General features: G+C 72.3%; 7 protein-coding genes and 2 tRNA genes. 2 read left to right on the plus strand and 7 right to left on the minus strand.

Features of this window, described 5'->3' with window-relative positions:
- Window positions 1-9: 9 nt before the first annotated feature.
- The 6 genes from ABTZ59_RS08340 to ABTZ59_RS08365 all read right to left on the minus strand — a co-directional run bounded on the left by ABTZ59_RS08340 (window position 10) and on the right by ABTZ59_RS08365 (window position 5273).
- Window positions 10-1839 carry a sensor histidine kinase gene (locus ABTZ59_RS08340; RefSeq protein ID WP_351392627.1) on the minus strand — a complete coding sequence of 610 codons (1830 nt, stop codon included), beginning with the start codon at window positions 1837-1839 and terminating at the stop codon, window positions 10-12.
- A complete protein-coding gene (locus tag ABTZ59_RS08345) occupies window positions 1836-2591 on the minus strand; it encodes a response regulator transcription factor (RefSeq protein ID WP_351392630.1) in 756 nt (251 codons plus the stop codon). Before ABTZ59_RS08345 ends, ABTZ59_RS08340 begins: the two co-directional genes overlap by 4 nt.
- A 168-nt stretch (window positions 2592-2759) precedes the next feature.
- Entirely contained in the window at window positions 2760-3710 is a 951-nt protein-coding gene (locus tag ABTZ59_RS08350) for an amidohydrolase family protein (protein ID WP_351392632.1), read from the minus strand.
- A gap of 17 nt (window positions 3711-3727) precedes the next feature.
- Window positions 3728-4828 (minus strand): DUF2797 domain-containing protein, encoded by a 1101-nt coding sequence (locus ABTZ59_RS08355; RefSeq protein WP_351392635.1) that lies wholly within the window; start codon window positions 4826-4828, stop codon window positions 3728-3730.
- Window positions 4824-4896 (minus strand) — tRNA-Arg (locus ABTZ59_RS08360). The genes ABTZ59_RS08355 and ABTZ59_RS08360 overlap by 5 nt, the downstream gene beginning before the upstream one ends.
- Before the next feature lie 286 nt (window positions 4897-5182).
- Window positions 5183-5273 (minus strand) — tRNA-Ser (locus ABTZ59_RS08365).
- 192 nt (window positions 5274-5465) lie between these two features.
- Between ABTZ59_RS08365 and ABTZ59_RS08370 the strand changes: the two genes are divergently transcribed.
- Both ABTZ59_RS08370 and ABTZ59_RS08375 read left to right on the plus strand, forming a co-directional pair.
- Complete coding sequence (locus tag ABTZ59_RS08370; RefSeq protein ID WP_351392638.1) at window positions 5466-5981, plus strand: SSI family serine proteinase inhibitor; 516 nt, start codon at window positions 5466-5468, stop codon at window positions 5979-5981.
- A gap of 421 nt (window positions 5982-6402) precedes the next feature.
- Window positions 6403-11106 carry a PAS domain-containing protein gene (locus ABTZ59_RS08375; protein ID WP_351392641.1) on the plus strand — a complete coding sequence of 1568 codons (4704 nt, stop codon included), beginning with the start codon at window positions 6403-6405 and terminating at the stop codon, window positions 11104-11106.
- A 217-nt stretch (window positions 11107-11323) separates the two neighbouring features.
- Here the strand turns inward: ABTZ59_RS08375 and ABTZ59_RS08380 are convergent, their stop codons facing one another.
- On the minus strand, window positions 11324-12970 hold the full coding sequence (locus ABTZ59_RS08380) for a long-chain fatty acid--CoA ligase (protein ID WP_351392644.1): 1647 nt from the start codon (window positions 12968-12970) through the stop codon (window positions 11324-11326).
- Window positions 12971-13197: the final 227 nt, after the last annotated feature.

Consider the following 13197-nt stretch of genomic DNA (forward strand, 5'->3'; position numbering starts at 1 on the left):
GGCGCGCTGTCACGGCAGTGTGGTGAGGCTGTGCCCCGTCTGTGAGTCACGGCCGGGCCCCGACGAGCGCTGCTGGGGCCGATGCTGATGCCGCTGTCCGGGTGAGGGGTGGCTCTGCCCCTGGCTGGGCGGGCCGGGCAGACGTACGGAGAACACGGTCCGGCCGGGGACGCTCTGCACGGTGACGGTCCCGCCGTGGGCGGTGACAACCGCTTGGACGATCGCCAGGCCGAGGCCGGTGGAGCCGGCCGCGCGGGAGCGTGACGCGTCTCCGCGCGCGAAGCGTTGGAAGACATGCGGAAGCAGTTCGGGAAGGATGCCGGGGCCGTCGTCCTGCACTTCGAGGACGACGGAAGGGCCGCCGCCCGACGACCACACATCCCACGGTCCGCCGCCCCAGTACCCGCCGTCGCTCCTGCGGACGCGTGCGGTGACGGTGGTGCCTGGCGGGGTGTGCGTACGGGCGTTGGCGAGGAGATTGACGAGCACTTGATGGAGGCGGGAGGCGTCGCCGTACACCGTGGCGGACGGCTCGTCCGGCTCGGGCAGTTCAAGGCGCCAGTGATGGTCCTGTCCGGCGGCGTGCGCGTCGCTCACCGCGTCCACGACGAGAGGGGAGAGATCAGTGCTCTCGTACGAGAGAGGGCGTCCGGCGTCGAGCCGCGCCAGCAACAGCAGATCCTCGACCAGGCCGGTCATCCGTTCCGCCTCGGCCTCGATACGGCCGAGCGCGCGCCGGGTGTCGGGGCCGGTCTCCTCGCGTCCGCGCCGGGTCAGCTCGGCGTATCCCCGGATCGAGGCGAGGGGCGTACGGAGTTCATGGCCCGCATCGGCGACGAACTGCCGTACCCGCGTCTCGCTCTCCTGCCTGGCCGCGAGCGCGGAGCCGACATGCCCCAGCATGCGGTTGAGGGCCGCGCCGACCTGTCCGACCTCGGTGCGTGGATCGGCCTCCGCGGCGGGGACCCGTACGAGCGGTGCCACCTCACCGCTGTGCAGAGGCAGTTCGGAGACCCGGGTGGCGGTCGTGGCCACGCGCCGGAGCGGTCGCAGCGCGACGCCGACGAGGGCGCTGCCCGCGATACCGGCCGCGATCAGCCCGGCGACGGTGACACAGACCTCCACGAGGACAAGGGTGTTGAGACTGTCCTGCACTTGGGCGGCCGGTATACCGACGAGGTAGGCGCCGTTGACGCCGTCGACGTACTGGATCCGGTAGTCGGCGCCGTCCGGCAGCGTGACGGTGTGGGCCGCGTCGTCGCGCGGGACGGCCGCTATGGCCGCCATCTGCGCTTCGCTGAGCGGCGTTTCGGCGACCGGCGGCCACGTGTTCTCGTTCTTCTGCAGGGCGCTCATCAGCCCCCGGCCGACGGAGCCGTCGGCCGCCAGCTCGACAGCGACCGTACCCACGGGTGCGCCGCCGCCCGTAACGACTTTCAGCGGGTCCTTGCCCTCGGGGGTGGTGTCGGATGACCGATCGCTGTCGCCGGTGCCGTTCCCGGTGCCGTCCTGCACCCCGTTCCCCGCGCCGTCCTGCGCCCCGTTCCCCGCGCCGTCCTGCGCCCCGTTCCCCGGGCCGTCCGTCGGTCCGTTCCCTGCGGCGTCCGTCGGTCCGTTCTCGCCGTTGTCCGCCGCCCTCCCTGGCGGCGGCCCCGCGGCCCGTTTGGCGACGGCCTGCACCTGCGTGTCCAACTGGTCGTACAGATACGAGCGGTAGGCGATCGTCGTGACCGCCCCGATCACCGCACCGACGATCGCGATCAGCGCGACCGCCGACACGACGAGCCGGGTCCGCAAGGACCAGCGCCGCTTCGTCGCCCCGCGCCGACGGCCCTTCATCGCGGGGCGTCCCCCGGCTCACCGGGCTTGATCAGATAGCCGGCCCCGCGCCGGGTGTGGATCATCGGCGGGCGCCCGGCGTCGATCTTCCGCCGCAGATAGGAGATATACAGCTCGACGACATTGGCCTGGCCGCCGAAGTCGTAGGACCACACCCGGTCCAGGATCTGTGCCTTGCTCAGCACCCGCCGCGGGTTACGCATCAGATAGCGCAGCAGCTCGAACTCGGTCGCGGTCAGATGGATGGACCGCCCGTCACGGGTGACGTCATGGCTGTCCTCGTCGAGCGTCAGATCCCCGACGACCAGCAACGACTCACTGCGCACAGCCGCCGCGCCGGACCGCCGGATCAGCCCGCGCAGCCGCGCCACGACCTCCTCCAGGCTGAACGGCTTGGTGACATAGTCGTCACCGCCCGCGGTCAGTCCGGCGATCCGGTCCTCCACGGAGTCCTTCGCGGTGAGGAAGAGCACGGGCACCTGCGGCAGCTCGTGACGCAGCCGCCCCAGCACCGCCAGCCCGTCCATGTCGGGCAGCATCACGTCCAGCACGACCGCGTCGGGACGGAAGTCCCGCGCCGAACGCATGGCGCCCGCGCCGTCACCGGCGCTGCGCACCTCCCAGCCCTCGTACCGCAGGGCCATGGACAGCAGCTCGGTGAGCGAGGTCTCGTCGTCGACGACAAGCACGCGGACGGGGCTCCCGTCCGGCCTGAGCATTTCGGTACGCCCCCGGGGCGAGGTGATGGTCATGCTTTTCACCCTGGGGACGACCTCTGAGATTGACCTTGTCGCTTCCTGTGAAATCCCTGAGAAACGAATACGGGCGAGAGGGGCCCGGGAGGCCGGGTCTCCCCGAACGCCGGGCCTGGAAGCCGAGCCTGGAGCCGGGCCTCCCCGAAGGCCGGCCCGGAGCCGGGCCTAGAGGCCGCGGTCGGCGATCCCGAAGAGCCGGGCCCCGTTCTCGTAACAGACCGCCCGCAGCCACGCGTCCCCCAGCTCCAGTCGCTCCAAGGCCTCCAGCTGATGAACGTACGGATAGGGGATGTTCGGGAAGTCCGTCCCCAGCAGGATCCGGTCCCCCAGATCCGCCAGCCGCGCCCTCGCCTCCCGCGGGAACGGCGCGAAGGCCTCACTGAAGTCCGTGAACGCCATGGTCGTGTCCAGCCTGACCTCCCCGTACCGCTCGGCGAGGTCCAGGAAGTCCACGTACTCGGGCATCCCGAGATGCGCGACGATCAGCCGCAGCCGGGGGTGGCGCGCCAGCAGCCGCCCCACCGGCTCGGGCCCGGTGTACTTGCCGGGCGCCGGGCCCGAGCCGCAGTGCATCACCACCGGTACGGCGGCGTCTGCGAGCAACCCCCAGACCCGGTCGAGCCGCTCGTCATTCGGGTCGTACGCGCCGACTTGGAGGTGCGACTTGAAGATCCGGGCGCCGCCGTCCCCCGAACCGCCCTCGACGGCCTCACGTACGTACGTCTCGACGCCGTCCTCCGGGAAGAGCGTGGCCGTCCGCAGACAGTCCGGCGTACGTGCCGCGAACGCGGCGGCCCAGCCATTCAGCCATTCCGCCATCCCCGGCTTGTGCGGGTAGAGCATCGAGGTGTACGCCCGGACGCCGAACGCGCGCAGCAGAGCGACGCGTTCGTCCTCCTCCCGCCGGTAGGAGATGGGCCACTCCCGCCCGATGAGCGGCCCGGCGGCGTCGAAGTACGCCCAGACCTTCTTGAGGACCCGCTCCGGCATGAAGTGCGTGTGTACGTCGACGAGGCCCGGAAGCCCCGTCCGCTCCCGGAACCGCCGTACGGCCTCGACTTCACCCTCGTCACCTTCGACACCCTCGTCACGCTCGTCACCCTCGTGACCACGCATGCAGGCCCCATCCCCCTTCAGAAGAGCTCGTCCTGTACCCCGCCGCCGTCCACGTCCCTGACCGGCACGGTGACCACGCCGTCGCCGCCCGCCATCGCGGTCAACTCCCACCCACTCATCAGCCGGGTGTCCAGGACAATCATCCCGCCGTCCGCGGTGGCGAGATGGAGATCGGGCCCGGCGGCGGCGACCAGCCGCCCGGCGACACACCCCGCGTCCACCAGTTCCACCACCACGCCGGTGGCCGGCGCCAGCCCGGCCAGACCGAAGGCCCCGGCATGATCGACCGCCGCGAACTCCAGCCGTTCCAGCGACGGCGGCCACCCTTCCAGCGCCACCGCCCGTACATACAGCCGCTCGATCTCGGCCACCCGCTCCTCCGGCGCCGGCAGCGCGGCCCGTACGGCCCGCTTCCGCGCGTACGGGATACGGTCCGGCACCCCCAGCGCCCTGCGCAGCAGATCCTCGGTCCGCCGCGCGGCCATCAGCGGGCCGCGCCCGAGCCAGCTGAACGCGACCGCTCCCTGCTCCAGGAGGCGCGCGGACCCGCGCTCCTCGGCGGTGATCCCCACCTTCACCATCCCGGGCCCGAACCACGCGAGATAGACGCGGTACGTCCGCGGATCATCGGCGATGGTGTCGGCGGCCACGGAGTGCGCCCGGTCCAGCCGCGCGCACTCGGCGCACTGCCCGCTCGTACCGCGCCCGGCGACCAACGCCCCGAGGGGACACACATTCCCCCGCGCCCCGACGCACATGCGCGCCCCGACGGCACGGAACCCCACGTCACGCCCGTACTCCAGAACACTCTCCCGCCGGACACTCTCCCGCCGGACGCCGCCCCTGGCCCCGTCCCCGCCCCGCCGCCATCCGAGCACGGGCGCGCCGCCGCCCCAGCGAAGCCCCTGGCACTTCCATCCCCTACCCAACCCCGTCACCCGCTCACCCACTCCCCCTGCGAACCCCCACGCCACCGCCGGATATCGCGGGGCGGGTTGGCAGGCGAAGGTCCGCGAGCCGACATCCGAGAACCCGTCGGCTCCGTCGCTGTACTTCGCCGCTGTACGGCCCAACGCGAGAGGCCCCCGGATTTCTCCGGGGGCCTCATCTGTGTGCACTCGGCAGGATTCGAACCTGCAACCTTCTGATCCGTAGTCAGATGCTCTATCCGTTAAGCTACGAGTGCTCGGCGTTCCGGGCTTTTCTTCCCGGTCGGCGTTGCGGGAACAACATTACATGACCTGTGGCGCCAGGTGAAATCCATTCGCCAGACCCCAGCTGACCTGCGAAAACGCCTCAGAATCCGTTCCTGGGCGGCGCGTCGGCAGGGGCGTGGACGATCACTCGTCGGGGCACTCACCCGTACGGGTCATCGCTGCCGGAGCGCGGGAACGACCGAAAGCGCGGGAACGCCGGAGCGCGGGAACGACCGAAGCCCCGGCTGTGGGGCCGGGGCTTCGGTGATCAACACGCGGAGGCGGAGGGATTTGAACCCTCGATGGGCTTTAAGACCCAAACCGCATTAGCAGTGCGGCGCCATAGACCGGACTAGGCGACGCCTCCAGCACACCCGCGCGGGCGCGGATGGTGCGTGCAGATGATGACACAGCCAGGTGGGGTGTCACCAATCGCTTCTCACGGTACTAGGCGGGTGGCCCGCAGAGCAAAGCGCTTCCGCGTGCGAAACGCCGGGGCTTGACGCGCGTTAGACACGGCGGGGCGTTGGCCCCGGATCCGTCACCGTCAGGAGCTCCCATGCCGCGTCGCCTCGTCCTCACCGCCGCCGCCTCCATCGCCGCTTCCGCCGCCCTGCTGGGCGCCGTCGCGCCCGCCGCCTCCGCGGACGCCTCGGCCCGCGCCGACACCGGCGCCTTCATCGAGTCCGCCGACTCCACGCTGACGCGGCTCGCGCCCGTACCGCTGCCCCTGGCCGAAGACGCCCCGGACGAGTTCACCGTCACCGTCGCGGACTCCGGTCTCCGGGGCGCCGACGGCACGTACCGCCTGAAGTGCCGGCCGGCAGGTGGGACGCATCTACAGGCGCGGGCCGCGTGCGACCGGCTGGCGCAGCTGGCGAGCGAGCAGAAGGATCCGTTCGCGCCGGTGCCGAAGGGCGCGCAGTGCACCATGCTGTACGGCGGTGACGCCACCGCGCGCATCACCGGCACCTGGCAGGGCCGCGCCGTCGACGCCGCGTTCAACCGGAAGAACGGGTGCGAGATCGCCCGCTGGCAGACGCTGGAGCCGGTACTGCCGAGCACCCGCGGATAAACCCCGGGCCAGGACCGTACGTCGCTCATGTAGGCCCGTGCGCGCGCGGAGCGACGTACGGGCTTGGCGCCCCGGGCGTACGGGCATGGCACCCCGGCGTACGGGCATGTCGCCCCGGCCCTACCGCTCGTCGGCTCGTCCCTACCGTCGGCTCGTCCCTGCCGTCGGCTCGTCCCTGCCGCTCGTCGCCCAGTCGCCGGGCAGTACGTCCCACAATGAGGCAATCGCGAGGTGCGGGAGGCCGCGTGAAAGGCCAGTGGCACAAGCCATTCGCACACAACCCCTGCGAGAGCTCCCGCTCATCCGCCGTCGCGGCCACTTCCCCAGCCTTTAGACTCCCTTCCGTGACAGGCCGGAACCCGAGGGGCAAGATGGGTGCCGCGGTCCGCAAGGTGCAGTGGTTCAGGGAGGAAGCGTCGTCGTGAGCAGCAGGCCATCCCGAGGCGCTGCTCGCCTCGCGGCGATACTCGACGCACTCCCCGACGGCTTGGTGCTCGTCAACGCCAACGGCACGGTCGTCAACGCCAACACCATCGCGCTGGAGATGTTCGAGACCCCCGGCACCGCGCTGGTCGGCCGCGGGCTGCTCGATCTGCTGCCCGAGTTCGACTCCAAACTGATCCCCGGTTCGATGCGCCGCCCGGAGACGGCGGACGCGCGCGGCCGTACGAAGCCGACGCGGATGATCGCGCGGCGTACGGACGGCGGTGAGTTCCCGGCCGAGGTCACCAGCGCGAGCCTGGAGGACGGCCGCGACGCGTACAACGACTCGCACAGCTACACCGGCGACGAGCTGCTGATGCTGGTCGTACGCGATCTCTCCGGCACGATGGACACCGAGGCCGAGCTGGCGCGCTCGCAGCGGCAGACCGAGATGATCCTGCGGGCCGCTTCGGAGGGTGTCGTCGGTACGGACACCGAGGGCCGGGTCGTCCTCGTCAACCCCGCCGCCGCGCAGATCCTCGGCTTCCGCGCCAGCGATCTGGGCGGCCACCGGCTGCACCCGCTGATCCTGCACTCGCGCGCGGACGGCGAGCCCTTCCCGTACGAGGACTCACCGCTCGCGGACACGCTCAGGTCGGGCCGCAAGCATCGGGTGCGGGGGCAGGTGCTGTGGGCGAAGAACGGCAAACAGGTGCCGGTCGATCTGACGACCGCGCCCGTACGGGACGGCGACCAGCTCGTCGGCGCCGTGATGACCTTCACCGACCGGCGTCCGTACGACGATCTCGCCAAACAGCACGCGACCGAGCTGGCGACCGCCGAGGAACGGCACGCGGCGGAGCTGACGGAGACGACGGAGCGCCTCACCACCGAGCTGACGGACGCGACCGCGGGCCTCCGCGCCGAGCTGGCGGAGACCACCGAGCGGCTGCGCGCCGAGCTGGACGAGGCGACCGAACGGCACGCGGCGGAGCTCGCGGACCGCAGCGACCGGTACGCGGCCGAGATCGAGGAGCTGACGGAGCGGTACGGCGAGACGTCCGACCGGCACGCGCAGCTGACCGCCGTCCTCGGCGAGTCGCTGCGCGGACCGCTGGTCGAGTTGCGCGGCGAACTGACCACGCTCGCCGCCGACCCGGCCGGCCAGCTCTGGCCCGAGGCCAACCAGATCCTGCACCATCTGGCCGCGGGGTACTCCCGGATGACGACGCTCGTCGACAACGTCCTCGGGTATCAGCGGCTCGACGCGGGCACGGAACAGCTGATCAAGACGAACACCCTGCTCGACGGGGTCGTGGCGGCCGGGGTGGAGGGCGCGGTCGAGCTGATCGGCCCTGGCCGGGCGCAGTTCGCGGTGCACGCCCCGCCGATCGAGGCCGAGGTGGACCCGGGCCGGCTGGCGACGGCGCTGGCGCATCTGATCGCCGATGTCGCCGGGGTCGACTCGACGGGCCGGGCCAGGCTGGTGCCGGGCGGCGGATACGTCGACTCGACGATCGTGGTGGCCGCGGCGCAGCGCAGCGATGTCGTACGGATCGAGGTGCGCGGCCCGTTCGCCGGGGGTGATCCGGTGCATGAGCCGATCGTGCGCGGGATCGTACGGGCGCACGGCGGGGTGCTTCAGACGCACGAGATGCCGGGTATGGGCGGCAGCGCCTACGTACTGGAGCTGCCGCTCGGCGAGGGCGCGGGTACGGTCAGGCCGCCCGCCGGGCTGCCGGGGTCCGCACAGCCCGCCCTTCCCGCGCAGGTATCGGGCACAGGCACAGGCGCGGGTACGGGTACGGGGACGGGGGCGGGCACTTCGGGTGGCGGCGGCAGGCGGCGCGCCCGGCGATCGTCCACGGACGCCTTCCTGGCGTCCGCGACGGAGGACGCAGGGGAACCAACCGGACGCCGCCGGGCGCGTGCGGCCGAGCCAGGGGCTGAAGCGGCGCTCGGGACCGGCGCGGCCGGGGCCGGGACAGCTGGGGGCGGGACTGACGGATCCGGGGCCGGGGCCGGGGCGGAGACTGCCGGTCCAGGAGGCCCGGGAGTCCGGCAGGACCTGATCCCCGCGCAGGACAGCGGCGGCGGCAGTGGTACGGGGCGTCGGCGCGGCCGTCCGAGCCCTGCTGAGGACGCCGCGGCAGCCGCGGGCGCCGGGTCGGGTGTCGGCGGGTCGGGTGTCGGCGGGTCGTATCCGGGGTCCGCTGTCGCGCTGCCGGCCGCCCCGGCCTCCGAGGGGTCGGTCGTGACGGCTGCCGAGGGAGCACATCCGACGGGTCGGGCGGCACTCGGCCAGGCCGTCCCGCCGCAGGGCGTGCCCACGGACGCCGCCGGGACCGGGCGCAGGGCACGGCACGGAGGCCAGGGCGGCCCGGGCGGCCAAGCCGACCAGGGCGGACGAGGTGGCCGGGCCGGACAGGGGCAGCGGGCGCTTCCCGCGCTTCCGGCCGGTCCGCTGACTCCCACCGCTCCGATGGCATCCGCCGCCCCCGCCTCCGCGCCCGTTCCAGCGCCCGTATCCCCGCCCGCGCCGACCGGTGTCGCGACAACCGCCGCGCCCACTGCGGCTGCCTCGCCCGGCGTGCCTGCCATTCCTCCCGTTCCTCCCGTTCCTCCCGTTCCTGCCGTTCCTGCCGTTCCTCCCGTTGCTGCCGGGCCTGCCGCCGCCGTTCCACGACCGGCATCGGCGCCTGCGGGCACGGCCGCTCCGGCGCCCATGGCACCGCGTTCCGCTCAGCAGGCGCCACCGGCCGGGCGCCGTGCCCGGCGTGCGCTCGCCCCCGCGCAGGAGCGGCACATCCCTGTGCCCGCCGAGCCGGAGGGCGCGCGCAGCCCGTTCGCGCTGCCGCCGGCCGACGCCGACCGCACGCCCGGACCGGGCCACGGCCATGTCCCCGGCCTCGCCGCGGGTCCAGGTCATGGTCCCGTTGCCTCGCCCGCGCCCGGTGCCTCGCTGCCCGGTCGCCATGACGCCGTACGGACGAACCCGGACGACGACCACACCCCGCCGCAGCCACACCCGCTGCCGTCGGGGCGCGGGCGCGGGGGGGCGTTCGCCGAGACCGAGGACGCCCCGAACCCGAACGTCTGGGGAAGCCCCGCCCCGACCCCGCCCGGCCGGTTCGCGCAGGATCACGGTTACGGCCATGGCGCGGACGCGGCGCCCCGGACCGGCCCGGCTTCCGACGGCCAGGGCATGGCCTCCGACCACCAAGGGATGGCCTCCAACGGTCAGGGGATGCCGACGACTTCCGGCTTCGGCACGATGGCCGCGCCTCCGGGCTGGCCCGACGACCCCGCCGCGACCAACCCCCCGGCCAACTCCCCGACCAACTCCGGGACCAGCGCGCCGGGCAACACCCCGGGCAACGCCACCGGCAACGTGTCGGTCCCGTCGGCTGCGCGTACCTCCGCGGCGCCCGGGGAGGCACCGGAGGACCCTTCCGCCCAGTCCCAGTCCCAGTCCCAGTCCGCCGCCCCCGCTGTCGCCGTACCGAATCCACGGCGCGGCGCTCATCAGCCGCTCCCGCCCGCGCAGCCCCTGCCCGAAGAGGCGCCGGTCCCGGCGGACTCCACCCAGGGGCGGGCCTTCAGCGTGCGGACCCTCGGCCAGGGTGTTCCCTTCACACAGCAGCCCCCGCACCAGCAGAACCAGCCCCAGGCCCCCGGCCAGCCGCCGAACCAGGCCCCGGGCCAGCCGCAGTCCCTCGGCTCAGGCCGCCGCCGCAAGCTCGGCACCCCGCCCGACGGCACCGAACGCCCCGACCCGAGCGGCCCCGGCGCGCACCCCGCCGTCGGCGCGGGCGCGGCACCGGGCGGCTCGCGCCTGCCCCACGCTCACCCCGAAGGCCGTTCGTACGCGATAGGAGCACCCGACGAGGGCGCCGAGGGCCCCGAGCCGCTGGACGGGCCCGGAGGCGCGGTCGAGGTGGCCAACCGCCCCCAGCCGCGGCCCGTCGACGACGAACTCCCCCCGGAGCCGCTCGACAACCCGCGACGGCTGCTGGTCTGGCCCGCGCCGGACGTCTCCACCCAGCAGGCGCTGAGCGACCGCGGCTACCGCCCGGTGGTGGTGCACTCCCGCGAGGAGGTCGACGCGCAGATCGCCGCGTTCCCGGCGGCGCTCTTCGTCGACCCCCTGACCGGACCGATCACCCGCACCGCGCTCCAGTCACTGCGCCAGGCCGCGGTCGCCGCCGAGGTCCCCGTCCTGGTGACGGCGGGTCTCGGGCAGGCGACCCGCGAAGCGGCGTACGGCGCCGATCCGGCCGTACTCCTCAAGGCCCTGGCCCCGCGCGACAGCGAACAGCACCCCCCTCGCGTCCTGTTGATCGAGGAGAACGAGGAGATCGCGCTCGCCCTGACGGAGACGCTGGAGCGGCGCGGCATGCAGGTCGCGCTGGCGGCCACCGACAACGAGGCGGTCAACCTCGCCACCCAGATGCGGCCGAACTTGGTGGTCATGGACCTGATGCAGGTACGCCGCCGCCGCGCCGGGATCATCGACTGGCTGCGGGCGAACGGCCAGTTGAACCGAACGCCGCTGGTGATCTACACCTCGGCCGGAATCGACCGTACGGAGCTGCCGCGGCTCGCCTCCGGGGAGACGGTGCTGTTCCTGGCGGAGCGCTCCACCAGCGACGAGGTGCAGTCCCGGATCGTGGACCTGCTCGCGAAGATCGGAACGAACTAGAAGAGCTAGAAGAGCTAGAAGAACTGGAAGAACTGGAAGAGCTGGAAGAACTGGAAGAGCTGGAAGAGCTGGAAGAGCTGGAAGAGCTGGAAGAGCTGGAAGAGCTGGAAGAGCTGGAAGAGCTAGGCGAACCAGTCGAACCAGACGACCGGGACAGACCCTGCCCAACCAGACGGACAGGGCCGAAAACACCCGAACACACCCGAACACAAAGACCCTAGACGCGAGTGACGTCCAACTCACCGTCCGCGTACTGCTTGCGAATCACCTTCTTGTCGAACTTCCCGACGCTCGTCTTCGGCACCGCGGACACCACCGTCCACCGCTCCGGCAGCTGCCACTTCGCGATCTTCCCGGCGAGGAACTCCTTGAGTGACACGTAGTCGGCCGTCGCCCCGTCCTTGAGAACGACCGTCGCGAGCGGCCGCTCGCCCCACTTGTCGTCCGGTACGGCCACGACCGCCGCCTCCGCCACCTCCGGGTGGGCCATCAGCGCGTTCTCCAGCTCGACGCTGGAGATCCACTCGCCCCCGGACTTGATGACGTCCTTGGCGCGGTCGGTGAGCGTGAGATAGCCGTCCGGGGCGATCCGCCCCACGTCGCCGGTCTTGAGCCAGCCGTCCTCACTGAACTTGTCCGCGGGCTTGATCTGTTCACCGTCCGCGCCCCCGTAGTACGCCCCGGCGATCCAGGGACCCCGTACCTCCAGCTCGCCGGCCGACTCACCGTCCCACGCCAGCAGGTCGCCACCGGGACCGGTCAGCCGGGCCTCGACACCGGCCGGGAAACGGCCCTGGGTGATGCGGTACGGCCACTCCTCCTCGGCGGTGAGCCCGGCGGGCGGGTTGGACATCGTGCCGAGCGGCGAGGTCTCCGTCATGCCCCAGGCGTGGCAGAGCCGTACCCCGAGCCTGTCGTACGCCTCCATCAGCGAGGGCGGACAGGCCGCGCCACCGATGGTGACGCGGGCCATCGAGGTCAGATCGCGGGGCCGGGCGGTGACCTCTGCCAGCAGCCCCTGCCAGATGGTGGGGACCGCGGCCGCGTGCGTGGGCTTCTCGCGCTCGATCATCTCGGCGAGCGGGCCCGGCTGGAGGAAGCGGTCGGGCATCAGCATGCCGACGCCGGTCATGAAGGTGGCGTGCGGCAGGCCCCAGGCGTTGACATGGAACTGCGGGACGACGACCAGCGTGGTGTCCCGGTCCGTCAGCCCCATCGACTCGGACATATTGACCTGCATGGAGTGCAGATAGATGGAGCGGTGGGAGTAGACGACGCCCTTGGGGTCACCGGTGGTGCCGGAGGTGTAGCACATGGCCGCGGCGGACCGCTCGTCCAGCTCGGGCCAGGCGAACGTGGTGGGGCGGCCGGCGATCAACTCGTCGTAGTCGTGCACGCGTACGGCCGCCCCGTCGAGCGGCGCGCGATCGCCGGGACCGGAGACGATGACGTGCTCGACGGTCGGCAGATGCGGGAGGAGCGGAGCCAGCAGCGGCAGCAGCGACCCGTTCGCGAGGATCACGCGGTCGGCCGCGTGCTGGACGATCCAGATCAACTGCTCGGCCGGGAGCCGGGGGTTGAGGGTGTGGAGGACCGCGCCCATCGAGGGGATCGCGAAGTACGCCTCGACATGTTCGGCGTTGTTCCACATGAGGGTGGCGACACGTTCGTCGCCGACGACACCGAGCTCGTCACGCAGGGCGTTCGCGAGCCGCGTCGCGCGGGCGCCGACCTCGGCGAAGCTGCGGCGCTGCGGCTCGCTCTCCCCGGTCCAGGTCGTGACCTGCGACGTTCCGTGGATGGTCATCCCGTGGTGCAGGATGCGGGTCACAGTCAGCGGTACGTCCTGCATGGTGCTCAGCACGGCGTCCTCCCGGTGGGCGCTTGCGCTACATGGCAGTTATGGGTTGCGGAGATTCTGCGCACGTACCGTGCGGTATGTCACTACCCGGGAGTAGAAACGGCGGTCGGAAGTCAAAGTCTCGGGGCCACGGTCTGCGGGCCAAGGGCTGCGGGCCAAGGGCTGCGGGCCAAGGGCTGCGGGCCAAGGGCTGAGGGCCAAAGACTCGGGGGCAGAGACTCGGGAGCCAC

Source organism: Streptomyces sp. NPDC094034 (genome assembly GCF_040303865.1).
GTDB lineage: Bacteria > Actinomycetota > Actinomycetes > Streptomycetales > Streptomycetaceae > Streptomyces.